At 63.5% G+C, this 22,468-nt stretch carries 21 protein-coding genes; 8 read left to right on the top strand and 13 right to left on the bottom strand.

Annotated elements, in window-relative coordinates:
* Positions 1–15 precede the first annotated feature (15 nt).
* The 3 genes from P9220_RS13310 to P9220_RS13300 are packed head-to-tail and all read right to left on the bottom strand — an operon-like array spanning position 16 to position 4,272.
* On the bottom strand, positions 16–663 hold the full coding sequence (locus P9220_RS13310; RefSeq protein ID WP_309765280.1) for a hypothetical protein: 648 nt from the start codon (positions 661–663) through the stop codon (positions 16–18).
* Entirely contained in the window at positions 660–4,010 is a 3,351-nt protein-coding gene (locus tag P9220_RS13305; protein WP_309765279.1) for a type VI secretion system tip protein TssI/VgrG, read from the bottom strand. The genes P9220_RS13310 and P9220_RS13305 overlap by 4 nt, the downstream gene beginning before the upstream one ends.
* Positions 4,011–4,020: 10 nt before the next feature.
* The gene (locus P9220_RS13300) at positions 4,021–4,272 is read right to left on the bottom strand and encodes a PAAR domain-containing protein (RefSeq protein ID WP_309765278.1); all 252 of its coding nucleotides are present in this window, start codon (positions 4,270–4,272) and stop codon (positions 4,021–4,023) included.
* A 316-nt stretch (positions 4,273–4,588) separates the two neighbouring features.
* On the opposite strand from P9220_RS13300, the gene P9220_RS13295 reads away from it, so the two are divergent.
* Entirely contained in the window at positions 4,589–5,047 is a 459-nt protein-coding gene (locus P9220_RS13295; RefSeq protein ID WP_309765277.1) for a CopD family protein, read from the top strand.
* 17 nt (positions 5,048–5,064) lie between these two features.
* On the opposite strand, the gene P9220_RS13290 is transcribed toward P9220_RS13295, so the two are convergent.
* The 6 genes from P9220_RS13290 to P9220_RS13265 form a co-directional block, all read right to left on the bottom strand.
* Positions 5,065–7,473, bottom strand: a complete 2,409-nt coding sequence (locus P9220_RS13290) for an EAL domain-containing protein (RefSeq protein WP_309765276.1) — start codon at positions 7,471–7,473, stop codon at positions 5,065–5,067.
* A 346-nt stretch (positions 7,474–7,819) separates the two neighbouring features.
* The gene (locus P9220_RS13285) at positions 7,820–8,710 is read right to left on the bottom strand and encodes a PhzF family phenazine biosynthesis protein (RefSeq protein WP_309765275.1); all 891 of its coding nucleotides are present in this window, start codon (positions 8,708–8,710) and stop codon (positions 7,820–7,822) included.
* An 82-nt stretch (positions 8,711–8,792) separates the two neighbouring features.
* Complete coding sequence (locus P9220_RS13280) at positions 8,793–9,254, bottom strand: RidA family protein (RefSeq protein WP_309765274.1); 462 nt, start codon at positions 9,252–9,254, stop codon at positions 8,793–8,795.
* Positions 9,255–9,282: 28 nt separating this feature from the next.
* Positions 9,283–10,479, bottom strand: a complete 1,197-nt coding sequence (locus tag P9220_RS13275) for a PLP-dependent aminotransferase family protein (RefSeq protein WP_309765273.1) — start codon at positions 10,477–10,479, stop codon at positions 9,283–9,285.
* A gap of 93 nt (positions 10,480–10,572) precedes the next feature.
* Entirely contained in the window at positions 10,573–11,517 is a 945-nt protein-coding gene (locus P9220_RS13270) for a DMT family transporter (protein ID WP_309765272.1), read from the bottom strand.
* A gap of 19 nt (positions 11,518–11,536) precedes the next feature.
* On the bottom strand, positions 11,537–12,358 hold the full coding sequence (locus P9220_RS13265) for a VOC family protein (protein WP_309765271.1): 822 nt from the start codon (positions 12,356–12,358) through the stop codon (positions 11,537–11,539).
* Positions 12,359–12,546: 188 nt separating this feature from the next.
* Between P9220_RS13265 and P9220_RS13260 the strand changes: the two genes are divergently transcribed.
* Positions 12,547–14,028 carry a PLP-dependent aminotransferase family protein gene (locus P9220_RS13260; protein ID WP_309765270.1) on the top strand — a complete coding sequence of 494 codons (1,482 nt, stop codon included), beginning with the start codon at positions 12,547–12,549 and terminating at the stop codon, positions 14,026–14,028.
* On the opposite strand, the gene P9220_RS13255 is transcribed toward P9220_RS13260, so the two are convergent.
* Positions 13,952–14,533, bottom strand: a complete 582-nt coding sequence (locus P9220_RS13255) for a Rhs element Vgr protein (protein ID WP_309765269.1) — start codon at positions 14,531–14,533, stop codon at positions 13,952–13,954. The two genes, P9220_RS13260 and P9220_RS13255, sit on opposite strands and share 77 nt — an antisense overlap.
* A gap of 156 nt (positions 14,534–14,689) precedes the next feature.
* On the opposite strand from P9220_RS13255, the gene htpG reads away from it, so the two are divergent.
* Positions 14,690–16,594 (top strand): molecular chaperone HtpG, encoded by a 1,905-nt coding sequence (gene htpG / locus P9220_RS13250; RefSeq protein WP_309765268.1) that lies wholly within the window; start codon positions 14,690–14,692, stop codon positions 16,592–16,594.
* Positions 16,595–16,659: 65 nt separating this feature from the next.
* On the opposite strand, the gene P9220_RS13245 is transcribed toward htpG, so the two are convergent.
* The 3 genes from P9220_RS13245 to P9220_RS13235 are packed head-to-tail and all read right to left on the bottom strand — an operon-like array spanning position 16,660 to position 17,942.
* Positions 16,660–17,136, bottom strand: coding sequence for a type VI secretion system tube protein Hcp (locus tag P9220_RS13245; RefSeq protein WP_309765267.1), 477 nt, complete (start codon positions 17,134–17,136; stop codon positions 16,660–16,662).
* 12 nt (positions 17,137–17,148) lie between these two features.
* Positions 17,149–17,463 carry a hypothetical protein gene (locus P9220_RS13240; RefSeq protein WP_309765266.1) on the bottom strand — a complete coding sequence of 105 codons (315 nt, stop codon included), beginning with the start codon at positions 17,461–17,463 and terminating at the stop codon, positions 17,149–17,151.
* Positions 17,460–17,942 carry a DUF2778 domain-containing protein gene (locus tag P9220_RS13235; protein ID WP_309765265.1) on the bottom strand — a complete coding sequence of 161 codons (483 nt, stop codon included), beginning with the start codon at positions 17,940–17,942 and terminating at the stop codon, positions 17,460–17,462. Before P9220_RS13235 ends, P9220_RS13240 begins: the two co-directional genes overlap by 4 nt.
* Before the next feature lie 148 nt (positions 17,943–18,090).
* Here P9220_RS13235 and P9220_RS13230 point away from each other — a divergent pair, with 148 nt between their 5' ends.
* From P9220_RS13230 to mctP, 5 genes are all read left to right on the top strand, one after another.
* Positions 18,091–18,732, top strand: coding sequence for a chorismate lyase (locus tag P9220_RS13230; protein ID WP_309765264.1), 642 nt, complete (start codon positions 18,091–18,093; stop codon positions 18,730–18,732).
* The gene (locus P9220_RS13225) at positions 18,729–19,235 is read left to right on the top strand and encodes a DNA-deoxyinosine glycosylase (RefSeq protein ID WP_309765263.1); all 507 of its coding nucleotides are present in this window, start codon (positions 18,729–18,731) and stop codon (positions 19,233–19,235) included. The genes P9220_RS13230 and P9220_RS13225 overlap by 4 nt, the downstream gene beginning before the upstream one ends.
* Complete coding sequence (locus P9220_RS13220; protein WP_309765262.1) at positions 19,204–20,103, top strand: spermidine synthase; 900 nt, start codon at positions 19,204–19,206, stop codon at positions 20,101–20,103. The genes P9220_RS13225 and P9220_RS13220 overlap by 32 nt, the downstream gene beginning before the upstream one ends.
* Before the next feature lie 277 nt (positions 20,104–20,380).
* Positions 20,381–20,629 carry a DUF3311 domain-containing protein gene (locus tag P9220_RS13215; RefSeq protein WP_309765261.1) on the top strand — a complete coding sequence of 83 codons (249 nt, stop codon included), beginning with the start codon at positions 20,381–20,383 and terminating at the stop codon, positions 20,627–20,629.
* Complete coding sequence (gene mctP / locus P9220_RS13210; RefSeq protein WP_309765493.1) at positions 20,629–22,179, top strand: monocarboxylate uptake permease MctP; 1,551 nt, start codon at positions 20,629–20,631, stop codon at positions 22,177–22,179. Before P9220_RS13215 ends, mctP begins: the two co-directional genes overlap by 1 nt.
* Positions 22,180–22,468: the final 289 nt, after the last annotated feature.

The following is a 22,468-nucleotide window of genomic DNA, read 5'->3' as shown; positions in this document are numbered from 1 at the left end:
CGTATTTTTCTCATGTCATTTTGCCTGTTCGCCTTGCCGGCTTCCCTTGAGAATGATAGCGAGTCGTTCGCTGGAGCGACTGTCGCCGTCGAGTTTGGGGCTGCAAACGTCCGGTTCGGGGAGGACAAGTTCACCGCCGCCAAGATGATCCCAGTAACAGCCAGCAACTTCTTCTGTGAAGAATGCATCGTTCTCCCACGGTCGGCCTGAGTAATTAACATTTCGTTGTGGCGGCTCGGTTGCCAGATCGTCGATATCAATCGCAGTTCCTCCTAGTCCGGTATCGTGCAATAAATCAAGTGCAAACCTTCTGACCTTCCCGATCTCTACCGCCGCAGCGTTCGCGTCTGACAGATAGGAAGGACGTGCCCCATGCCGCTCCTGAAAAGTTAGATGCCACAAGTAATACGGCACGGCCATGCGCTTGATGCTAATGAGTGCCGCAGTGTTTTCAGGAATACTTTGTGTGCATGCAAGCGCAACGATTGCTCGAGCCAGGTCGTTTCTTGCTTCTGCCTCCGGCCACTCTCCGATATGCACAAGGTCAGGCAGTACTTTGCCGTCTTTGTCCACCTGACCACGGAATCCGTTCGATTGCTGCTGCACCATCGCATACATCCAGAACGTCTGTTGGCAATGTCGGCTTTCGTGAAAGAGCGTCATTGCAAGCTTGCGTATTTCCTTGAGTCGCAGCCAACGTTCACCGACCTCGGCCATATTCCCCGTAAAGATGTTCGCCAACTTGTCGGTTTGATGCAAAGCTCCCAGCGCGCCGCCGTGAAACCACCATCGGCTACTGCAATGTCCTTGTTATTATCGGAGTTCCGAAACGACTCGAACGAAAACGTGGGGAAGGCGGCTTCTGGCAAGCTGAAGTCACCAAGAGAGCTTGCGAGTGCAGTTCGCAGCACGGGAGCAATCAGTTTCGTAAGCTTGCGAGCTGCGGCTGGATCAATCGGCCACGAGAGCGCGAGCGTTGCGTTCTTCTCATCCTTGCCGAAGTAACCATCGCCCCACTTTACTGTGTCGATAAGGCATCGGTATATTGCCGTGGCGTATTCGCTCGCCACCGGATAACCCAGCTTGCCGGAAGCTGCGTCACGGTTCGTCGAATAGCGCATCCCCCAGTTATTTGGGCTGCACTTGGCCAAATTAGCATATTTATTCTCACTCGTTGGTTTTGCATTATTTCTTTCAACCACTTTTGAACCTATGGTGTTCAGACGCTTCTGCATGCTCAACGGGGGCGGAGTTTTGATGTCCGAGTCACGCGTCAGTGCGACGCGAGTAATGGAAAGAGCGTTGCCGGAACCATCGCTGTTCAGAATTTCTACAGTGCCGAATTGGATGGACTCCGATAGGACAAGCTTCGTCTCGCCGAGCTCATTGCTAACACCTTCAAGCACAGTGCCGTCATCAAGTGTGACTCGATAAGGCTGATCGGGAAGAAGAAAGCCCGAACCGTGCTCAACCAATACGAAATGTTCCGCTACTTTGGCGTCGGCGAGATTACTTAGTGGCATCTTGACGGGCTTGCTTTGCGCCCCCGCCGTTCCATGATCCGCGGCATGTACGAGGAACTGCCCTGAGGTGAAGCCGACCAACCCGCTCGGACTGATCTCCAGCACCGTCCCGCCGCCGTTGATCCGCACTCCCTTCGCCGCCGTCAGATTGATCCACCCATCCGTGCTGACGACTTCGGCGTCTTTCTTCGCGATGACCTGCACGCTATCGCTCTGAGCCTCGATGCGAACCTTGCCCGCTGCCGCCGTGAGCGCGATGCCGGCTTTCTGCGCGAACACGGCGACCGACTCCAGCACACTCGCGAAGAGTGAACGCGCCGCCGCCAGGCTGATATGCCGGCCGGTCGTCACCGCGAGATCCTTGTCGCTTGCAAGGTGCGTGCTGCCTGCCGTTGTCGTCTCGATGCCTGCGGGACTCGCCAGGGTGAGATGCGGCTCTGTGAACTCAGGAAAGCCGCCCGAATGAGGACTGCCTTTGCCCGTGCCTCGAAGGGCGTCGTTGGTGGCCTTCATCGACTTGACCACTTCCGATTGCCCACTCGGCGACGTTTGCGCGCCATGCTGTTGCGCGAGCCCGGCCATGCTTTCGTGAACATCGCGAGCCTGCGTGAGCCGCGCGATCGTCTCGCCCATGTCGGTCGCGTGCGCTTGCGCTCCGGTGCGCGCCTCGGTGGTCACCAGCAAGCCCTTGGCCGCACGCGCGACGCCGTGCCCGTCGGTGCGCAATTCGAACCCTTCGCCGCGTGCTTCCTTGCGGCCTTCCTTGCCGAAGATGCGGCGGATGAACCCAAGGCTGAGAATCGACGAACTCTGGTCGCTCGCAAGCTGCGCCTGCAACTGATCCTTCGTATCGTCCAGCGCAAGATGATTCGACTTCAGGCCATCCCCGAGCGACAGGCTCCTGATGCCGGACAGGCTTTGATTGCGCGGCAAATCCCAGGCCGGCACCTTGTCGTGATTGACTGCACTGCCCACGATAATCGGCAGATCGGGGTCGCCATTGACGTGCTCGACGATCACCTCATCGCCGACGCGCAACGGCAGCGCCATGCCGCGCGCGTAGCCTTGCCACGGCATCGCAACCCGTACCCATGCGCAGCGATCGCCGTCGAATGCGCCCTCGCGATCCCACGCGAACTGGATCAGAACGCGATTCATCGGGTCGAGCCAGTGCTCGTAGTCGCCGTAGCCTACGACAATCGCATTCTCGGGGCCGCCAATGCACGGCTTGGGCGTCTTCTGCTCGAGCCGGTGATACTCGCCCGTCGGTTGAACTTCGAAGTCCGCGTCGCAGCGGGCAAGCGGCGCGCCGGCCGCTTCGACATCGACTTCCTGAATATCGAGCGTGCAAGAGACAACGAGATAATTGGTGTTGGCCTTCTGCTGCGGATAGCCGACCAGACTGAACCGATAGCCGGGCAACAGGCCGGTCAGGTGCCCGTGCCCTTTGGCGCGCAAGGTCTGACAGCGCAATGCGCCCATGCGTACGTCCGACAGATAGCGAGCCTCGTCCCGCTTGTCGTTGGGCGCTCCATCCAGGCCACCTTCGAGGGGCTGCGCGAAGTCGCCCCAGCCGTAATGTTCGGGTTGCGGATGCTTGTCATCGCGCGGCTGAGCGGATGTGCCTTCGGGCGTTGTCACCGGTCGCGCGAGATGCGGGTTCGTGTAATCGTAGTCGCGCAGCGTGACCTGACCGGTGCCGAGGACGTTTCTGACCGATAGCGTATCGATGCATTCCTCGTCGAGCCGATCGCCGCGCGCCGGGTGATAGCGCAGCGTCTTATGCGCGGGACCATGCGATTTATGGGCACTCATCAAGTCAGTGAGCACCATGCGGCAGTGGCCGTCCGAATGTTCGAACCAGAACCACAGTCCCCATTCTTCCCACAGCCTACGCATAAATTGGTAATCACTTCCCCAGGCCTGGCGCTGATAGTCGCGCTTCGGGAAGACGCGATTGGAAAAGCCCCAGACGCCCAGCCGATAATCGACCTGCATCGGATAACGGCGCAGCACTTCGCGCGTGATCTCGATGACGTCCTTGCCGAAGAACGCTCGCGACTCCTGATTCAACGTCGCCAGATGAAGCGGCGGGCGCAGCGTGAACTCGTACACCATCGAACGGCCTTCGCCGCCGATGAAGCGCGTCGCCGTGATCATGCCGGTGATTTCGCGCGTATAGCCGCCGACATTTCCGGCGCCGGTGTCGCCGGGCATCCCTGGAACGAAGGTTCCTTTTCCGGTTACTTCTATGGTGACGGTGGCGAGCTTGCCGAGCAGTTTGTCGAGGTCGAGATTGGCGTCTTGCTCCTGCGAGTAATAGCGGCCAGCCACGGTCTTGGCAGTGACCGTGTACTCGAAGATTTCGCCGATGGCCTCGGTTCCATGCAGGCGCGTGGGAACGAGAAAGGGTGTGCCGTAGTAGTCCGCGCCGGGAAGCGCCGCGCAGTGAAAACCGAGCGTGCGGGTTTGCGTTAGCTCAATCATGCGGCAACGCTCACGCGGCAATGATGGTCGCGCCGCAGGCGGTTTTGTCACCGATCAACGCGACTTTCACGCCCATGTGCTGACGGGCGCCGGTCGCAATGATGGGGTGCGTCCCGCCGCACTTGGGACACTCGGTCAGGTGTCCGTTCAGCGCCGTGGGAATGCCCATATGCTTGAGCTCGGAAGCGGCCTCGATGATCCGGCCGCCGTGGTCGGTCTTGTCCCCGAGGCGGGCTACGTCGCGCCCTGTCACGTCTTTCATCCTTTGGTTTCCTTATTGATTGGTGGATGGTGTGACCTGCGATTAGAACTATCGGCTCTGCTGCTTTCCATCGGAAAAGACTCAAAAGAAGGGCGTGCCTCGGTCTGCTCGGCTCGTGTCGGGGTGCAGCGCATAGGGCAGGTTCCTTGTCCGCTTCCTGCACGCAACCGCACGTCGAGACAAGGTATCCATCAGACCCGCGCCTCGCCGACGCTGCCCGCCTTTGCGGCAGCAGTCGCATTGCAGAGGAACTGACGCCCCGCCCCCAAGTCGAACGCCGAACCTTCATCCGCCGTTCAACGACTCGAGCCCCCCCATGACCAAAGCCATCGAAGCCGCGCTTTTCCTCCACCTGCTCGGCGTCGCCGTGTGGATAGGCGGCATGGTCTTCGCGCATTTCTGCCTGCGTCCCGCGCTCGGCGATCTCGCGCCGCAACTGCGTCTGCCGCTATGGGAAGCCGTCTTCGCGCGCTTCTTCAACTGGGTCGCCGGCGCGGTCATCGTCATCCTGCTTACCGGCGGCTTCCTGCTCTCCCAATTCGGCGGCGGTCACGCCGCATGGCCGCTTCACGCGATGGCCGGCCTCGGCATCGTGATGATGCTGATCTTCGGACACATCCGCTTCGGCGTGTTCCCGCGCATCCGCCGCGCGGTGCAGGCGCAGAACTGGCCCGATGGCGCACGCGCCGTCGGCACCGTCCGCCGGCTGGTAGTCGTCAATCTCGTGCTGGGTGTCGTGACGATCGGGACAGCGGTGTTATCGCGCGGCTTCTGACCGGAAGGAGAAGCGCATCAACCGCCGCGCTCGTCGCTGAGCGCAGGGTCCTTTCGTCCGCGCGCCGCCCGGCCCATCGGCCAGCCGCAGACGCCGAAGCGGTCGAGCAGCGCCTGCACGCCATCGGCGGGAACAGGGCGCGAAAACAGGAAGCCTTGTGCTTCCACCGGACCGAGCGCGGCCAGCCACGCGATCTGTTCCTCGCGCTCCGTGCCCTCCACGACGACCGTCAGCCCCAGCGAGCGCGCAAGATTCACGATCGCCGATACCATCACGCAGACGCTGCGGTCTTCGGGTATCGCCTGGATGAACGAGCGATCGACCTTCAGCGTATCCACCGAGAAGCGGTTCAGGTACGACAGCGATGAATACCCCGTGCCGAAATCGTCGAGCGCGATGCGCACGCCCAGCTTCTTCAGCGCAACGATCTTCTCCTCCACCAGTTCGGGATATTCGACCATCACGGTCTCGGTAATCTCGAGTTCGAGCTTGCCAGCCGGAATGCCGCTCGACATGATCGCGCGCGCGACCGTCTCCAGCAGATCGCCGCGCCAGAACTGCACCGCCGATATGTTCACCGCAAGCGACAGCCCCGTATAGCCCTCGCGCTGCCAGCGCGCAAGCTGCGAGCAGGCGGTGTGAATCACGAAATCGCCGACCGCCACGATCAGCCCCGTCGATTCCGCCACCGGAATGAACTCGTTCGCCGGAATCAGTCCGTGCTGCGGATGATTCCAGCGTACGAGCGCCTCGAAGCCCGTAATGCAGCGGCGCGACAGATCGATCTTCGGCTGATAGACGAGGAACAGTTGCTCCTCCGTCAGCGCGACGCGCAGTTGCTGCTCCCACTTCATCAAATGATCCGCGCGATGCGACAACTGCGGCGAATAGAACTGATAGCAGTTCTTGCCCGCGTCCTTCGCGCTGTACATCGCCAGATCGGCTTTCTTCAACAGGTCGATCTCGCTTTCGTTCGATACCGAGAACAGCGCAATGCCGATGCTCGCATGCAGCACGAACGCGCTGCCGCGCACGTCGAAAGGCGTCGCGAACATCGTCGCGATGTCGTCGGCGAGCGCGACCGCGCGCTGCTCGACATCGTCGCCCTTCACGACGACCACGAACTCGTCGCCGCCGATGCGCGACAGGGTCCCGCTGTTGCCCACGGTCTGCGCGAGCCGCGAGGCGGTCATCTGCAGCACGATGTCCCCGGCGTTGTGGCCGAGCGTGTCGTTGACCGTCTTGAAGTTGTCGAGATCGATGAACAGCAGCGCGAGCCGCCCGATATTCTCGGTCTGCGCCACGTCCTGCCGCAGCGCGCGCAGCGTCGAATAACGGTTGCGCAGGCCGGTGAGCAGATCGTATTCGACGAGATGCGTCATCTCGCGCTCGCGGCCGAGCAGCTTGCCGATCAGGCCCGTCGCGACCGCGAAGAAGCCGAGCATCGCGAGCGAAATGAAGCTCGCCATCAGCAGATAGACGTTGCGTGTGTGGTGATAGTCGGCGAACTCCTCGCGCTCCGACAACCCGACGAGCACGCCGAGCGGATAGCCGTCGATATGCCGGTACGACACGATGCGCTTCACGCGGTCGATCGGATCCACATAAATGCCCGACGCATGACCGGAAGTCGGATAGACACCGCTCGCGCTGAATTCCGCCTGAGCCGGCGCGGTGTCGTTGCGCGCGCTGCCTTTCGTGACGGCCGTCTTCGGCGGGCGTTCGGCAAGCGTGCCGCCCGTGCTGCGCGCGAGCACCGCGCCGTTGTCCGAGACGACGGCGATCACGCCTTCGCGCCCGATCGACGCGACGTTGTAGAAGTCGTTGGTGAAGTAAGTCGGGTCTTCGGAGACCACCACGACGCCCGCGAACGAGCCGTCCGGATGATTCAGCCGCCGCGTGATCTGCAGCGTCCACTTTCCCGAGAGACGTCCGCGCACCGGGCGGCTGATGTAGAGCAGGTCGTCGTTGGAATGCACGTGCACCCTGAAGTGCTCGCGATCCGACAGATCGATGGGCTTTGGCCGCGGGTCCGATGTGTTCGCGACGAGCGTGCCGTTTTCGTCGATCAGCGAGACCTGCACGAGGGTATCGCTCTGCACGACGCCCTTGTCGACGGTCGCGGCGAGATTGAAATCACGCGGCGATTTTTCGTATTCGTACTTGACGAAACGCGTGATCTGATCGACCTGATGGATGGCCTTGATCGTGTGCTGTTCGAGCGCGGACGAGAGAATCGCGGCGGAGGCCATCGATTCGTGCGTCGTCGCTTCCCGCTCGACGGACAGGCGCGCGAAGATCACCGCCCACAGCAAGGCGAGCACGAGCGTGCCGAGGACGGGAATCGCCAGCAATGCGCGGCGCCGCCGGATGGCCGGGGCGCTTGCGAGGGAATCGGATGCAGTCTGGAAGCGCGCACGCTTCATAAAGCGCCTGAAATGGAAAGACCGCTCGCCGCGCGCAGGGCCGGCAAGCGCGCGGGATGAAAAGGGCGTTGCATGTGCTGGGGCGTTCCCCGAAACGAGTCAATCAAGCGTAGTCTGCGCGCCTTGGGACCGGGAAATCTGATGCGGCGCCCGTGGAACTGGCGCGCTCGCGAGGATGCGTTTGGGTGAGGACGCCTTCATTGTCGGCGGCGAATCTTACCGATCGCCACGCGCCGCGCTTGTCACTCCGGTCCCCAATGTTCGGATAGTACTGAAGGTACAGGAATTAAGAAAGCGGAACGGCGCGGCGTCGGGGTTTACGCCCTGTGGCGCGCAGGTCATTGTTTCAGAAGCGGAAAGTGCCGTCGATGACCGTCACCGAATCCCCGCCGATCCACACCGGGGACCCATCCGCGCGATCGTCGTAGGCGATGCTCACGCGCCCGTCGCGGTCGAGCGCCGTGCCCTGACGCACCGTGTAGGCATCGCCGGGGCGTTTGCCTTGCGCCGTCAGCAGCATGGCCAGCGCCGCGTTCGCGCTGCCCGTCACCGGGTCCTCGATGTTCTCCGCGCCGAGCAGCACCGTGCGCAATTCGAACGTCGCGGGAACACCGCCTTCGTGCGGGCCATAGACGACGATCCCGTGCGTGCCCGCCTCCGCGACGAGTGCGGTAAGCGTCTCCCGTGCCGCGGGCGACAGCGTCATCGCGAGGCATTGCGCCGCGTCGGCTAGGCGAATGACGAGCCACGGCACGCCGTTGTCGACCGCGCACGGCGTCGCGGCGAAGTCGATGGCGAGCGGCGCCAGCGCATCGGCGAGACGCTTCTGCTGCGCATCGTCGAGCGGCGTGATGCGCGCGGGCGGCGCGGCGAACGCCCATTGCCCGCCGGTGCGCGCTTCGAGCGTCACGAGCCCGACGCCGCATTCCTGCACGAGCTTGCCCGGCGTCTTGGGCGCATGGCCGCTTTCGCGCAGCGCGTGTGCCGTGCCGAGCGTCGGATGCCCGGCGAACGGAAGCTCCGTCGCCGTCGTGAAGATGCGGACGCGATAGTCGGCGCGGGGATCGGTCGGCCGCAGGATGAAGGTCGTCTCCGAGAGATTCGTCCAGCGCGCGATCGCCTGCATTTGCCCGGTCGTGAGATCGTCGGCATCGAAGATCACGGCGAGCGGGTTGCCCCTGAACGGAACCGAAGTGAAGACATCGACCTGTTTGAAGCGGACGGTGCGAGTGGACATGGTCATGCGCCAGGACGGTACGGGTCAATGAAAAGCCCGACGCGCGGACACGTCGGGTTACCACACGTCGATGCCGATGCGCTCAGCCTACTTCCGCGATCAGCTCGATCTCGACGCATGCGCCAAGCGGAATCTGCGCGACGCCGAACGCGGAGCGCGCGTGCTTGCCGGCATCGCCGAACACTTCCGCGATCAGTTCCGATGCGCCATTGGTCACGATGTGCTGCTCCGTGAAATCCGGCGTGGAGTTCACGAGGCTCATCACCTTCACGATGCGCTTCACGCGGTTCAGGTCGCCCGTGTGTGCATGCAGCGTCGCGATCAGGTCGATGGCCACGCTGCGCGCGGCGGCCTTGCCTTCTTCCGTCGCGATGTCCGCGCCGAGCTTGCCCGCGTGCACCTCGCCGTCCTTCTTCGCGATATGCCCCGACAGATACACCGTGTTGCCGCTTTGCGCGCTCATCACATAGGCGGCGGCGGGCGCGCCCGCCACGGGCAGTTCGATGCCGAGTTCCTTCAGCTTGTCATACACGTTCGATGCCATCGTTGCTCCTTGATTGCGTTGCAGAGATTCAGACGCTCGCGCGAATCAGCGCGCCGAGCTTCGCGACGCCTTCGTCGATCGTCGCGGGCGGCACCGTGACGAAGGAAAGGCGCATCGTGTTGTGTTCGGCCTGATTCGCGAAGAAAGGGCCGCCCGGCACGAAGGCCACATTCTGCGCGAGCGCCTGTTCGAGCAGCTTCATCGAATCGATGTGCTGCGGCAGCTTCACCCACACGAACATGCCGCCTTCCGGCCGGTTCCATTCGACGCCCGCGGGCATGTGACGTTCCAGCGCGGCGAGCATCGCCGCGCATTGATCGCGATACAGCGCGCGGATGGTCGGCACATGGTGATCGAGAAAGCCGTCCTTCACGACTTCATGCACGATGCGCTGCGTGAGACTCGGCGTGTGAAGGTCGGTGGCCTGCTTCGCCTGCACGAGCTTGAAGTGCAACGCTTCGGGCGCGATGATGTAGCCCACGCGCAAGCCCGGCGCGAGCACCTTGGAGAACGAGCCGAGATGCACGATGTGGTCGGGCGCCATCGAAAGCAGCGTCGGCAGCGGGGCGCCGGCGTAGTCGAGCGCGCCGTAGGGATCGTCTTCAATGACGGGGAACGCGGCTTGTTTGGCGAATGCGGCGAGCGCGCGGCGGCGTTCGAGCGGCAGGCGGCGGCCCGTCGGATTCTGGAAGTTCGGCTGCGCGTACAGGAGACGCGCATTCGCGACGAGCGCGGCATCGAGCCTTTCGGGAATCAGGCCGGATTCGTCCGTCGGCACCTGCACGTAAGCGGGCTCGAACATCGAGAACGACTGCAGCGCGCCGAGATACGTGGGCGTTTCGACCAGCACGCGGCTGCCCGGATCGACGAGCACCTTGCCGAGCAGATCGAGCGCCTGCTGCGAGCCGGTCGTGATCAGCACTTGCGTCGGGCGGATGGTCGCGCCGTTCACCGAATACCGCGCGGCTACCCATTCGCGCAGCGGCATGAAGCCCTCGGTCGCGCTGTACTGGAGCGCGGCTGCCGGTTGATCGTGAAGGATGCGCTCCGACGCGTGGCGCATCTGCTCGACGGGAAACGTCGCCGGCGAAGGCAGGCCGCCTGCGAACGAAATGACTTCCGGCCGTTCCGTGACCTTGAGGATTTCGCGAATCGCCGAACTGGTGAGCTTGCGGGCGCGTTCGGAAAGTTGCCACGGCGTGGCGCGGAGATCGGCTTGATTCATGAAGTGCCTCGGTTGTCTCTGTGTTTGTGTCTGGGTATCGCGTGAAAGAGGATGACGCGCAAGCCGCGATTATCGCGCGGGCGCGTCACCGCGTCACTTGGCGTGGCGGGCTGCGGCCACCGGATGCGCAGCCGGCGTCGCAACCGCCGCGGGCGCGGCGCGCACCGCCGCCTTGCGGCCCAGCACCACCGTCACGATGACGGCCGCCGCATAGACCCAGGTCGATGCGCTCACATGCTCGCCGAAGAAGAGCGCGGACAGGGCCATCGTGAAGAAGATCTGCAGCAATTGGACTTGCCCGACGCGCGCGATGCCGCCCATCGCGAGTCCGGCATACCACGCGAAGAACCCGATGAACTGCGAGAAGAGCGTCACATAGCCGAACGCGAGCCACGTGCGCAGCGCGAGCGGCTCCGGGTGCGCCGCATGATGCGCCCACGCGAGCCAGCCGACCGGCAGCAGCAGGAACGGCGCGGACAGCACGAGCGCCCAGCAGATGACCTGCCAGCCGCCCATCTGACGCGCGAGCCGCGCGCCTTCCGCATAACCGAGCGCGCCGATGCCGACCGCGACGAGCATCAGCAGGTCGCCCGCCTGAAGACCGCCGCCGCCCGCCTGCAACGCGAACGCGACGACGATCGCGCTGCCCGCCACCGCGCTCGCCCAGAAGGCCTTGGACGGCCGTTCGTGCGAAAGCCACGCCGCATAGATCGCGACGCACAGCGGTTGCAGCCCGTTGACCACCGCGCCGTGCGAGGCGGGCACGGTTTTCATGGCCCACGCGGAGAACACCGGAAACGCGATGATGACGCCCAGCGCGACCACGCCGAGGCTCTTCACCTGCGGCCACGTCGGCAGCTTTTCGCGACGCCAGACGAGCAGCAGCGCGGCCGGTATCGCGGCGACCAGCGCACGTCCGAGACCGTTCAATAGCGGATGCACTTCCTGCACGACGATGCGCGTCATCGGCAGCGTCAGGCTGAATATGACGACGCCGATCAGGCCGAGCAGCATGCCTTCGGTTTCGCGGGTCTTCATGATGCGGCGTCTCCTTTCTTTAGTGCAGCGCGTCCGGCGCGCCATCGGGTGTGTCGTGCGAGAGCGGAAGTTCGGGCTCCGTCTCAATCGTTGTCTTGCCGCGACGGCGCTTGGCTGCCGGCTGCGCGCGTCGTGCGCTTTGGGCGGTTTCCGCCGCTTCGCCCAGGACGAGCGTCGAGCCGTCCGGCAATTCGAATTCGGCGACGAGCACGGGCGCGCCGGCCGTCGATTCGACGCGCAAAAGATGCGACGCTCCGAGCCACGCGAGCTGCTCCGCGATCGCCTCCGCGTTCGGATGGAAGCCCGTCAGCGCGCGCAGCAGGATGCCCGTCGCGGGAAGCGCATCGCTCGGATGGCGCGGCGTGTCCCACTGGATCAGCGAGGGCAGCACGCCATCGCCAGCGGCCTGCCATGCGGGGAAGGCGCCATCGTCGGGAACGGTCAGGTTCCACGTATTGCCGCCGCGCGACATCGCCACGACCGGCGCGATGCGTTCCGGATACTGCGCCCGCCAGCGCGTGAGCGACTTCGGCCGGTCCACGCGCGCGACCCAGTGCACGAGTTGCGGGCCGCTCGCGAGGCGCTCGTGCATCGCGGGATCGTCGAGAGCGAACAGGCGAGGACGAGGCGCTTCGCGCGGTGCGGCTGCCGGATCGACGGCGATCACTTCAAGATACGCGCCGCCCCACAGATTCAGGAGCCGATTGTGCGTGCCCATCAGCGGATGCGCGCCGCCGGCTAACGGCTCGACGCCGAACTTCGCGGCGACGAAATGCGCGCCTTCCTCCAGCGTGCGGGCGGCGATCACCAGATGGTCGAGTTTCAGCGGATGAGCGGTCATGGAGAAAGGATGGAGCGGAAGCGGGGCGTTAGCATAACCGTTGGCGAGCGGGGTGGGAAAGCGCCGCGGCCGAACCGCCGGAACAGAAAATGTAGCCGCAATGACCAGAACAGTAACGGTACAATCGGCCAGATTGGATTCGGTACAGTTATCATCCGATCGCGCCTCACCGCCGACGAGGAACCGCAATGTCCGTCCCGCTCGATCAAATCCCCGCCCCGCACGACGCCACGCAACTCACGCTCGTCGATCAACTGGTCCAGTGGGGCCGGCGACGCATCGACGAGCGCGTATTCCGCCCCGGCATGCGCATGCCGTCCATTCGCAAGCTCGCGATCGACAAGGGCGTATCGCGCTTCACCGTCGTCGAGGCTTACGAGCGCCTCGTCGCGCACGGCTATCTTGATTCGCGGCGCGGTTCGGGCTTTTACGTGCGCGACCGGGTCGTGTCGGCGTCGCCGGCGGCGGGCGTGTCGGCGCAGAGCGAGCCGGTGACGAGCGCCATCGACGTCGTCTGGCTTCTGCGCAACATGTTGCACACGGCGAGTCCGGAGAAGGGGCCGGGCCTCGGCTATCTGCCGGGCCGCTGGCTGGACGGCGAACTGATTACGAACGCGCTGCGCTCGATGAGCCGTCTGTCCGGCGCGCAGATGCTCGGCTTCGGGACGCCGCAGGGTTTCCTGCCGCTGCGCCAGCAATTGCAGACGCGGCTCGCAGAACTGGAAATCGGCGCGTCGGAACAGCAGCTCGTGCTCGTGTCGGGCATCACGCAGGCGATCGATCTGATCGCGCGCCTTTACGTGAAGCCCGGCGATGCGGTGATCGTCGGCGATCCCGCCTGGTTCCAGATGTTCGGGCGCTTCGCGTCGCAGGGCGCGCGGCTCGTCGGCATGCCGTACACGCCCGATGGCCCCGATCTCGACGCCCTCGAGACGCTCGTCGCGACGTGGCGGCCGAAGATGCTCATCATCAACTCGGTGCTGCACAACCCGACCGGCACGTCGCTGACGGCCGCGCAGGCGTTCCGCATTCTTCAGCTCGCGCAGCAATACGATTTCATCGTCGTCGAGGATGACGTCTACGGCGATCTCTGCCCGACGGGTTATCCGGCGACGCGCCTTGCATCGCTCGACCAACTGAAGCGCGTGATATTTCTCGGCAGCTTCTCGAAGACGCTCGCGGCGAACCTGCGCGTGGGCTATATCGCGGCATCGGCGGAGGTGGCGAAGGCGCTCGCCGATCAGAAAATGCTCGTCGGCATGACGAGTCCCGAATTGAACGAGCGCGTCGTCTACAAGGTGCTGACGGAAGGGCACTACCGGCGGCACGTCGAGCGGCTGCGCACGCGGCTCGACGGCGTGCGGGACAAGACCGCGCGGATGCTGGAAAAGACCGGCCTCCGGCTTTTCACGACGCCCGATGCGGGCATGTTTCTATGGGCCGATGCGGGCGTCGATTCCGATGGCCTCGCCGCGGCGGGCCACGAGGCCGGCTTCCTGCTCACGCCCGGCAGCCTCTTTTCACCGCAGCAGTCGCCGACGACGTGGATGCGCTTCAACATCGCCAATTGCGGCGATCCGGCGCTGCCCGCGCTCATCGCGAGCCATCTGGAGAAAGTCGCGCGGCGCGGCGTTTCGGCAGATGACGGCGATCGGACGGCGCGGCGATGAATTCCGCGAGCACGGCTTCGTAGAGCGCGAGCGCATCGGGCGCGTGCCGGTAGCGCCCTTCGTACAACCGCGCCGGGGAGCCGCGAAAGCGCAGCGCGAAGTAATCCGCGAGCACGTTGCCTTGCGCTTCCATGTTGTAGTCGGACAGGCGTTTGTCCGCGCTGAGCGTATAGCCATAATCCAGGCCGATGCGGATCGCCCCGCGCGTGCGGACCCAGTAGCCGAGCTGGAATTGCCAGACGTGCGTCATCTCGTGGATGAACCACATCTGGTCGGAGATGCCGCAAGCGGCGAAATCGTTCTGATGGCAGGCGGGCGGGAAATAGAGGTGCCCGTTCGGCGCCATCGCGGTGTGCGGCGGCTGCAGCCCGAACGGCAGATACGGCCGGGCGTGGACGCGGACCGTCGAATAGTCGATGGCATCGCGGAAGACAAGACGCGCGATCGCGATTTCGCCCGCCGTGAGCGGACGGGCGCGTCGATCGGAGCGGTGCAGCGTGAGCATGGCGGTCGTGTCGATGTATCGGGCTGCGCATCTTAGCGAAGCGCATGGCGTCGGCTCTTGAAACGGCGCGGGTCGCCCTCATATCGGACGAATTCGCGGGGCAGCGCGCCCGGCGGCCGAATAGCTATCGATGAACCCAACTTAGAGGACCCGACCATGGCGCAAGAAACCATGAGCTTTCAGGCGGAAGTGAAGCAGCTTCTGCACCTGATGATCCATTCGCTGTACAGCAACAAGGAAATTTTTCTGCGCGAGCTGGTTTCCAACGCATCGGACGCCGCGGACAAGCTGCGCTTCGAAGCCATCGAGAATAGCGCGCTGTACGAGAACGATCCCGACCTGCGCATCCGCATTTCGTTCGACAAGGCCGCGCGCACTGTCACCATCGATGACAACGGCATCGGCATGAGCCGCGACGAAGCCATTTCGCACCTCGGCACCATCGCGCGTTCAGGCACGAAGGAATTTTTCTCGAAGCTCTCGGGCGACCAGCAGAAGGACGCCGCGCTGATCGGCCAGTTCGGCGTGGGCTTCTATTCGGGCTTCATCGTCGCGGACAAGATCACGGTCGAGACGCGCCGTGCGGGTTTGCCGCCGTCGCAAGGCGTGCGCTGGACGAGCGCGGGCGAGGGCGACTTCGAGATCGAGGACATCGAGCGCGCGCAGCGCGGCACGACCATCACGCTGCATCTGCGCGCGGACGAGGACGAACTGCTGTCGTCGTATCGCCTGAAGTCGATCATCCAGAAGTATTCGGATCACGTCGCGCTGCCCATCCTGATGAAGAAGGAAGAATGGGACGCCGAGAAGAGCGAGATGGTCGAGAAGGACGAGGACGAGACCGTCAACCAGGCGAGCGCGCTGTGGACGCGCCCGAAGAACGACATCACGGACGAGCAGTACAAGCAGTTCTATCAGCACATTTCGCACGATCACGACGATCCGCTTACGTGGACGCATAACCGCGTCGAGGGCCGCAGCGAGTACACACAGTTGCTGTACGTGCCGAAGCATGCGCCGTTCGATTTGTGGAATCGAGAGCATCGCGGCGGGCTGAAGCTGTACGTGAAGCGCGTCTTCATCATGGACGATGCCGAGCAGTTGCTGCCGGCGTATCTGCGTTTCGTGAAGGGCGTGGTCGATTCCGCCGACCTGCCGCTCAACGTATCGCGTGAAATCCTGCAGGAAAGCCGCGACGTGAAGGCGATTCGCGAAGGCGTGACAAAGCGCGTGCTTTCGATGCTGGAGGAAATCGCGACGTCGTCCGCGGAAGCGACGGAAGACGCTGACAAGCAGAAGTATCAGACCTTCTGGAACGAGTTCGGCCAGGTGCTGAAGGAAGGCATCGGCGAGGACTTCGGCAATCGCGACCGCATCGCGAAGCTGGTGCGCTTTGCATCGACGCATAACGACAGCGATGCGCAGAACGTATCGCTTGCGGATTACGTCGCGCGCATGAAGCCGGAGCAGACGAAGATCTATTACGTCACCGCCGACAACTGGCAGGCCGCGAAGAACAGCCCGCATCTCGAAGTGTTCCGCAAGAAGGGCGTCGAAGTGCTGCTGATGACGGATCGTGTCGACGAGTGGATGCTGTCGTTCCTGAACGAGTTCGACGGCAAGCCGCTTGCGAGCGTGGCGCGCGGCGATCTCGATCTCGGCGCGCTGAACGATGAAGAGAAGCAGCAGCAGGAGAAGATCGGCGAGGACATGAAGCCGCTCGTCGAGAAGATGAAGGAAGCGCTCGAAGGCAAGGCGAAGGATGTGCGGCTGACGTTCCGTTTGACGGATTCGCCGAGCTGTCTCGTCGCGGACGAGGGCGACATGAGCGGTTACTTGCAGCGCATGCTGAAGGCGGCGGGGCAGAAGGCGCCGCAGTCGGAGCCGATCCTCGAAGTAAACCCGGATCATCCGCTGGTGAAGGCGCTCAATGCCGATGACGCCAACTTCGGTGACTGGTGCCATCTGCTGTTCGATCAGGCGATGCTGGCGGAAGGCGGGGTGCTCGAGGATCCGGCGAGTTTTGTGAAGCGGACGAATGCGTTGTTGCTGGCGCGGTAAGCCGGGAGTTGAGGTGAGCGCGCGCCGCCGGGGGACCGGCGGCGCGTATTTTTTTTTGTGCGGAGCTACGCAGCGCGATCGGGCTTGAGATCGATGAGCGCGGTCACCGCACCCATGTTGCCGCCCTTCGCATTCTGCACAAGGTATTCCTGTTTCACTCGCGAGAAGCACAGCATGACCGTTTCAATCGGATTCGGACCATCGACCGACGGCCATACCCTGGTGATGATGACGTCGGACATCGTGAGCCGATAGTAATGAAAAGGCGCGCCGCCGGCCTTGCGCATCGTAAGTTTCGCTTCGGGGATATGTTTTCCCTGAAAGCAGTACGCAGCAAGGTTGGGCGAGGCGCGATCGAGTTCATGCCGGAAAATCAGGTCGGAGACGAAGGCCTTGTTTCTGCCGTTGCCCGAACCCGAGTGCATGCGTGTCTTTTGTTCGATGGCGAATTCCCAGTGCAGCACATCAATGGCTTTCGGAAAATCCGCGTCTTGGGATTCGCCGTCGATTCCCTGAATCTGAATGAAAATATCGGAAGTCATTGCAGCATATCCTCAGGAGCCGTCGGGAAAGCGCCTTGCGCGGGCGAAGCGTCGACGAGCAGAAAGCAACAACGCAAGCGCGACAACAAAGACGCCGAGCCAGCACACCAGAAGCAAACCAAGGAGATACAGGGCCTCGATATCATCCGCTTCTCGAAGGGAAGGCATGAAGTGATCGCGGAGCCAATAAACCGCGTCTACTAGCCATGCGAACGCACCAGGCGCAATCAGCACGTCGTTGATCCAATGGGCCAGGAAGAAACCACCGAAGTACGTCACGACGAGCAGTGCGACGACGAGCGCCGTGAACTGGAGAACTCTCGTCATTTGACTTCCACCGTTCCGTAAGCTTTGAGCGTAGTTCCCGGCACGGGAATGCGCGGCGGTCCACTGCGGATGTAGCGCTGCAATCGTTCGAAGCCGGGCAGGTCCGGCACCGTTATGCAACCCTCGCTCAGGCGAGCCGGTCCTTCCGGGTGTAGACGAAATGCGCCGCGCCTCACACCGTCGATCATGGTGTAGTCGCCCGGGCGGACGTTCCACAGCATGAACCACCCCGTTTCGTCCGTTGCCCCATATCCGTGCTGGCTCCACCAGTCGCGTACCCAGCCCATCGTTCCTCCGGACTGCCGATCGACGAGATAGTAAGTGCCGGGCGGTATTGGTCCCATGTTCACCAATTTGACGGCGTCAGGATTGTCGCGGCCTCCGTTAGTTCCGGAGTATGCTTCCACGTCCCCGAATCCCGGACAGGAAAGCGTGGAAGTGGGTCTCCGGTTGAGCAGGAAAGTGCAATTGACAGGCATGTCCGGTCCCTTTCTTTGTTGCTCCCAAGCCGCGAAGGCCATCCATGAACCACGCGCATTCGCCGTGATGCATCAGCGAGTGTCAGGCGAGGTAGCTGTCGATTCCATACGAATCGTCCGAAGCGCGTGGACTTTTATAATCATCGCCATGCCCATTCCTTTTTCGCTTGTCGACATCCACTGGCGCGTCACGCCCCACGCGTCGCTGAGCGCGCACCAAAAAGACTGGCTCACCCGCCCCGGCTCGCTCACCGCCCACTTGCGCACCCTCGGCCAAGTCACCGTGGAAGTAACGCGGGAAGCAGTGGATATCCCCTGGCAGGACGAATGGCGCGCACTCGGCGTCACGCCGCGCACGCCGGTCTGGACCCGCGAAGTCGTGCTCAAAGTCGATGGCGTGCCGTTCGTCGCCGCGCACAGCATCGTCGCGTTGTCGCATGGCAATGGCATCTGGCAATCGATGCGGCGGCTGCGCACGCGCCCGCTCGCCGAACTGCTCTATAGCGACACCAGCGTGTCCCGCTCGATGCTCGCGAGCCGCGTGCTGACGGCGCGGCATCCGCTCTATCGGCTGGCGGTCCGGCAAGCGCAGGCAGGTCACGCGCTCGTCGCGCGCCGATCCGTCTTCGTGCGTTACGGCGCACCGCTGATGGTCACCGAATGCATGCTCGATGCGCTTTGGCGCAAGCTCGCCGCATCGCATGGCGAGCGGCATTATCGCGAACATGCGCGCGCTTATGACCATCTCGCTTCGCATGCGAAGCACGCCGTGCGCGGCGAGGCCACATGAGACTCACCGGCTTTCCGCCGATCGGCGGCCACGCGACGCACACACTCATTCTCGGCAGCTTTCCCGGCGTCGCATCGCTCGCGGCGACGCAGTATTACGCGCATCCGCGCAACCAGTTCTGGCGGCTCGTCGGCGCGGTCATCGACGAACCGCTGCATGAACTCGCGTACGAAGAAAGACTAGTACGCCTGATGAAACATGGAATCGGCCTGTGGGACGTGCTCGCCGCTTGCGACCGCGAGGGCAGCCTCGACAGCGCGATCCGCAACGCATCGCCGAACGACTTCGCCGCGTTCCGCGAGCGCTTTCCGATGCTGCGCAAGGTGTGCTTCAACGGCAAGACATCGGGTAAGTTCGCGCCCGTGATCGCCGCAGCCGGGTACGCGACGCTCGTCCTGCCGTCGTCGAGTCCGGCCAATGCTATCCTCTCGTTCGACCAAAAATTGCGCATCTGGCGCGACATCCTCACCCATGACGAATCTGATCAAGCGCGCGTCGGCTGAAGCCCGCGCGTTCGGCCGCAAGAAAGAAAGCGGCAAGCAAGCCCGCCGTAACAAGCAAGATGACGACGACCTCGCCAACGCACCGCGCATCGACGCGCCGCGCAAGCCGCGCTTCGCGCCCGTGACGTTCTCCGAAGAAGGCGGCGTGCGCTTCCTGCACTTCGGCACCGAATGGGTCCAGGGCGCGATGCGCCTCAGAAAGCCCGATCACATCGAACTCGAATACGCGCAGCAGATGATGGCGTGGCTGCTCTTCATCGAGACACCCGAACGCATCGTGCAACTGGGGCTCGGCGCGGCGGCGCTCACGAAGTTCTGCTATCGGTTCCTGAAGCGCGCGAAAGTGGAAGCGGTCGAACTGAACCCGGCCGTCGTCATCGCGGCGCGCGCGATGTTCGAACTGCCTTACGACGACGCACGCCTCACCGTCACCGAACGCGATGCCTGGGAGTTCGTCAACGACCGCGCGAATCACGGCACCATCGGCGCATTGCAGATCGACATCTACGATGCCACCGCGCGCGGTCCGGTGCTCGACAGCGTCTCGTTCTATCGCGCATGCCGGGCGTGTCTCACGCCGGAAGCGGGCGTGGTGACCATCAACCTGTTCGGCGATCATCCGAGCTTCGTGCGCAACATGCGTCATCTGAACGAGGCGTTCGATCATCGCGTGATCGCATTGCCGGAAGTGCACGACGGCAATCGCGTCGCGCTCGCGTTCGCCGGTCCCGCGCTCGATGTGCCGTTCTCCGCGTTGCAGGAACGCGCGAAGCTGCTCGAAGCGCAACTCGGCCTGCCCGCGCGCAAGTGGGTCAAAGGCCTCATTGAAAGCGCCGGCGTTCCGGCGAAGGGCTCGTTCTCCATCTGAACGCGGCTGCGTCCATCGCGGACGGGCAGGGCGCGCATCCCGTTACAAAGGCCTTTCACGTCGGGAGAATGGTCGGGATTCCCCCTGCTTGACCGTGTTTTGGCGGTCCCTATACTCCTCCTGTTATTTCGGAGCGCTTTCTGCGGCGTGACTGCCCGCTCGCCGCTGGTCTCGCCGGCCACGGCTCGACAAGCGCATGCTCAAAACGAATCAAACAACTTGCATGGGACCGGAGTAACGGGTCACGCCCGCTCTGGCCCGCCAGGGGAGAACGGTCATGGCTTCCGATCCAAGCCGCACAGGACAACCGCGTAACAAGCACTGGCTCTGGCTGCTGATCCTTCCGTGGATCGGCGTCGTCTGGGTGCCGTTCTACAACAAGATCGAGCCCGTGCTCTGGGGCTTCCCGTTCTTCTACTGGTATCAGCTCCTGTGGGTGCTGATCAGCGCGGTCATCACGGCCGTCGTGTACAAGAAGACCAAGGCGCTGCCTTCGGGCCGTGCGCCCCAGGGAGGTGCGCGATGATGAACGCCACTGCTACCTTCGTCTTCGTTCTGTTCTTCGTCGGCGTGACGATACTCGGCTTCATCGCCGCTCACTGGCGCAAGGGCGACCTCGCCCAGCTCGACGAATGGGGCCTCGGCGGCCGGCGCTTCGGCACGATTGTCACGTGGTTCCTGCTCGGCGGCGATCTGTACACGGCCTATACGTTCGTCGCGGTGCCGGCGCTCGTGTTCGGCGCGGGCGCGACCGGTTTCTTCGCGCTGCCGTACACCATCCTCATCTATCCGTTCGCGTTCGTCGTGTTTCCGAAGCTGTGGAGCATCGCGAAGCGTCATGGCTATGTGACCGCCGCCGACTTCGTGCACGCGCGATACAACAGCCGCATGCTGGCGCTGGCCGTCGCGCTGACGGGCATCGTCGCGACGATGCCTTACATCGCGCTGCAGCTCGTCGGCATCGAAGTCGTGATCGGGGCGCTCGGCTTCAGCACCCAGGGCTTCGTCGGCGATCTGCCGCTCATCATCGCGTTTGCGATTCTCGCCGCGTACACGTACACGTCGGGGCTGCGCGCGCCCGCGATGATCGCCGTGGTCAAGGACGTGCTGATCTACATCACCATCATCGGCGCGATGATCGTGATTCCGGCGCAGCTCGGCGGCTTCGGTCACATCTTCGCTGCCGTTCCGCCCGCGAAGCTGCTGCTCAAAGCGCCGGACGCGGCGAGCCTTAACGGCTACAGCGCCTACGCGACGCTCGCGGTCGGGTCGGCGCTCGCGCTGTTCCTGTATCCGCATTCGGTGACGGCGATCCTTTCGTCGAATTCGGGCAACACGATCCGCCGCAACATGTCGCTGTTGCCCGCGTATTCGCTGGTGCTCGGCCTGCTCGCGCTGCTCGGGTACATGGCGCTCGCTTCGGGCGTGAAGGACATGCCGGAATACGCGTCGTACTTCAAGGCGTATGGTGCGAACTTCGCGGTGCCGGCGCTCTTCCTCCACTACTTTCCGTCGTGGTTCGTGGGCGTGGCGTTCGCGGCTATCGGCATCGGCGCGCTGGTGCCGGCGGCGATCATGTCGATCGCGGCGGCGAATCTCTACACGCGCAACGTGCATCGCGAGTTCGTCAATCGTTCGATGACGCCCGAGCAGGAAACCAACGTCGCCAAGCTAGTGTCGTTGATCGTGAAGGTCGGCGCGGTCGTGTTCATTCTCGCGCTGCCGCTCACCTACGCAATCCAGCTGCAACTGCTCGGCGGCATCTGGATCATCCAGACGCTGCCCGCGCTCGTGCTCGGCCTCTACACGCGCGTGCTGGACCATCGCGGGCTGCTGATCGGCTGGGCAGTGGGCATCGGCGCCGGCACTTGGATGGCGGTGTCGCTGCAGCTCAAGGGCTCGATCTTCACGGTGCATCTGTTCGGCTACGCGGTGCCGGGCTACGCGGCCGTGTGGGCGCTCATCATCAACCTCATCGTGTCGGTCGCGGTCAGCCTGCTCGTGCGGGCGCTCGGTCTCAAGCGGTCCGAAGACCGCACGCGGCCGGAGGATTATCTGGACGTCGTGGAGAACTGATCGGGTGCACTGAAGCATGGCGCGGCATTGCGTCTGCTACGCTAGGGTCTGCTCACCCATGAAACGCGCATGAAAACGCGCGAAACCGGCTGAGGGTGCGAGGAGTGCGGCGCGTCGTTCGACCGCCCCGAACGAGCGGCGCGCGACGCCGCAATCCAGCCGATTTCGCGCGTTCCCTTGAACGTATCGTCAAACCAGGGGTTGCGCCGTAAAGGGCCGCTCGCCGCGTCATGCCCTTGCGATACGTCGAGTATTCGCTTCGTCGCGTTCCTTGCGAGCAGCCCTTCGC

This window comes from Caballeronia sp. LZ016 (assembly GCF_031450805.1).
Lineage (GTDB): Bacteria > Pseudomonadota > Gammaproteobacteria > Burkholderiales > Burkholderiaceae > Caballeronia.
This window is presented reverse-complemented; position numbering and strand designations above follow the sequence as displayed.

What these genes read in the sequence shown, in the direction of transcription:
- P9220_RS13310 (WP_309765280.1), bottom strand. Translation starts at nt 663, where the DNA reads ATGACGCTCTTTCACGAAAGCCGACATTGCCAACAGACGTTCTGGATG.
- P9220_RS13305 (WP_309765279.1), bottom strand. Translation starts at nt 4,010, where the DNA reads ATGATTGAGCTAACGCAAACCCGCACGCTCGGTTTTCACTGCGCGGCG.
- P9220_RS13300 (WP_309765278.1), bottom strand. Translation starts at nt 4,272, where the DNA reads ATGAAAGACGTGACAGGGCGCGACGTAGCCCGCCTCGGGGACAAGACC.
- P9220_RS13295 (WP_309765277.1), top strand. Translation starts at nt 4,589, where the DNA reads ATGACCAAAGCCATCGAAGCCGCGCTTTTCCTCCACCTGCTCGGCGTC.
- P9220_RS13290 (WP_309765276.1), bottom strand. Translation starts at nt 7,473, where the DNA reads ATGAAGCGTGCGCGCTTCCAGACTGCATCCGATTCCCTCGCAAGCGCC.
- P9220_RS13285 (WP_309765275.1), bottom strand. Translation starts at nt 8,710, where the DNA reads ATGTCCACTCGCACCGTCCGCTTCAAACAGGTCGATGTCTTCACTTCG.
- P9220_RS13280 (WP_309765274.1), bottom strand. Translation starts at nt 9,254, where the DNA reads ATGGCATCGAACGTGTATGACAAGCTGAAGGAACTCGGCATCGAACTG.
- P9220_RS13275 (WP_309765273.1), bottom strand. Translation starts at nt 10,479, where the DNA reads ATGAATCAAGCCGATCTCCGCGCCACGCCGTGGCAACTTTCCGAACGC.
- P9220_RS13270 (WP_309765272.1), bottom strand. Translation starts at nt 11,517, where the DNA reads ATGAAGACCCGCGAAACCGAAGGCATGCTGCTCGGCCTGATCGGCGTC.
- P9220_RS13265 (WP_309765271.1), bottom strand. Translation starts at nt 12,358, where the DNA reads ATGACCGCTCATCCGCTGAAACTCGACCATCTGGTGATCGCCGCCCGC.
- P9220_RS13260 (WP_309765270.1), top strand. Translation starts at nt 12,547, where the DNA reads ATGTCCGTCCCGCTCGATCAAATCCCCGCCCCGCACGACGCCACGCAA.
- P9220_RS13255 (WP_309765269.1), bottom strand. Translation starts at nt 14,533, where the DNA reads ATGCTCACGCTGCACCGCTCCGATCGACGCGCCCGTCCGCTCACGGCG.
- htpG (WP_309765268.1), top strand. Translation starts at nt 14,690, where the DNA reads ATGGCGCAAGAAACCATGAGCTTTCAGGCGGAAGTGAAGCAGCTTCTG.
- P9220_RS13245 (WP_309765267.1), bottom strand. Translation starts at nt 17,136, where the DNA reads ATGACTTCCGATATTTTCATTCAGATTCAGGGAATCGACGGCGAATCC.
- P9220_RS13240 (WP_309765266.1), bottom strand. Translation starts at nt 17,463, where the DNA reads ATGACGAGAGTTCTCCAGTTCACGGCGCTCGTCGTCGCACTGCTCGTC.
- P9220_RS13235 (WP_309765265.1), bottom strand. Translation starts at nt 17,942, where the DNA reads ATGCCTGTCAATTGCACTTTCCTGCTCAACCGGAGACCCACTTCCACG.
- P9220_RS13230 (WP_309765264.1), top strand. Translation starts at nt 18,091, where the DNA reads ATGCCCATTCCTTTTTCGCTTGTCGACATCCACTGGCGCGTCACGCCC.
- P9220_RS13225 (WP_309765263.1), top strand. Translation starts at nt 18,729, where the DNA reads ATGAGACTCACCGGCTTTCCGCCGATCGGCGGCCACGCGACGCACACA.
- P9220_RS13220 (WP_309765262.1), top strand. Translation starts at nt 19,204, where the DNA reads ATGACGAATCTGATCAAGCGCGCGTCGGCTGAAGCCCGCGCGTTCGGC.
- P9220_RS13215 (WP_309765261.1), top strand. Translation starts at nt 20,381, where the DNA reads ATGGCTTCCGATCCAAGCCGCACAGGACAACCGCGTAACAAGCACTGG.
- mctP (WP_309765493.1), top strand. Translation starts at nt 20,629, where the DNA reads ATGAACGCCACTGCTACCTTCGTCTTCGTTCTGTTCTTCGTCGGCGTG.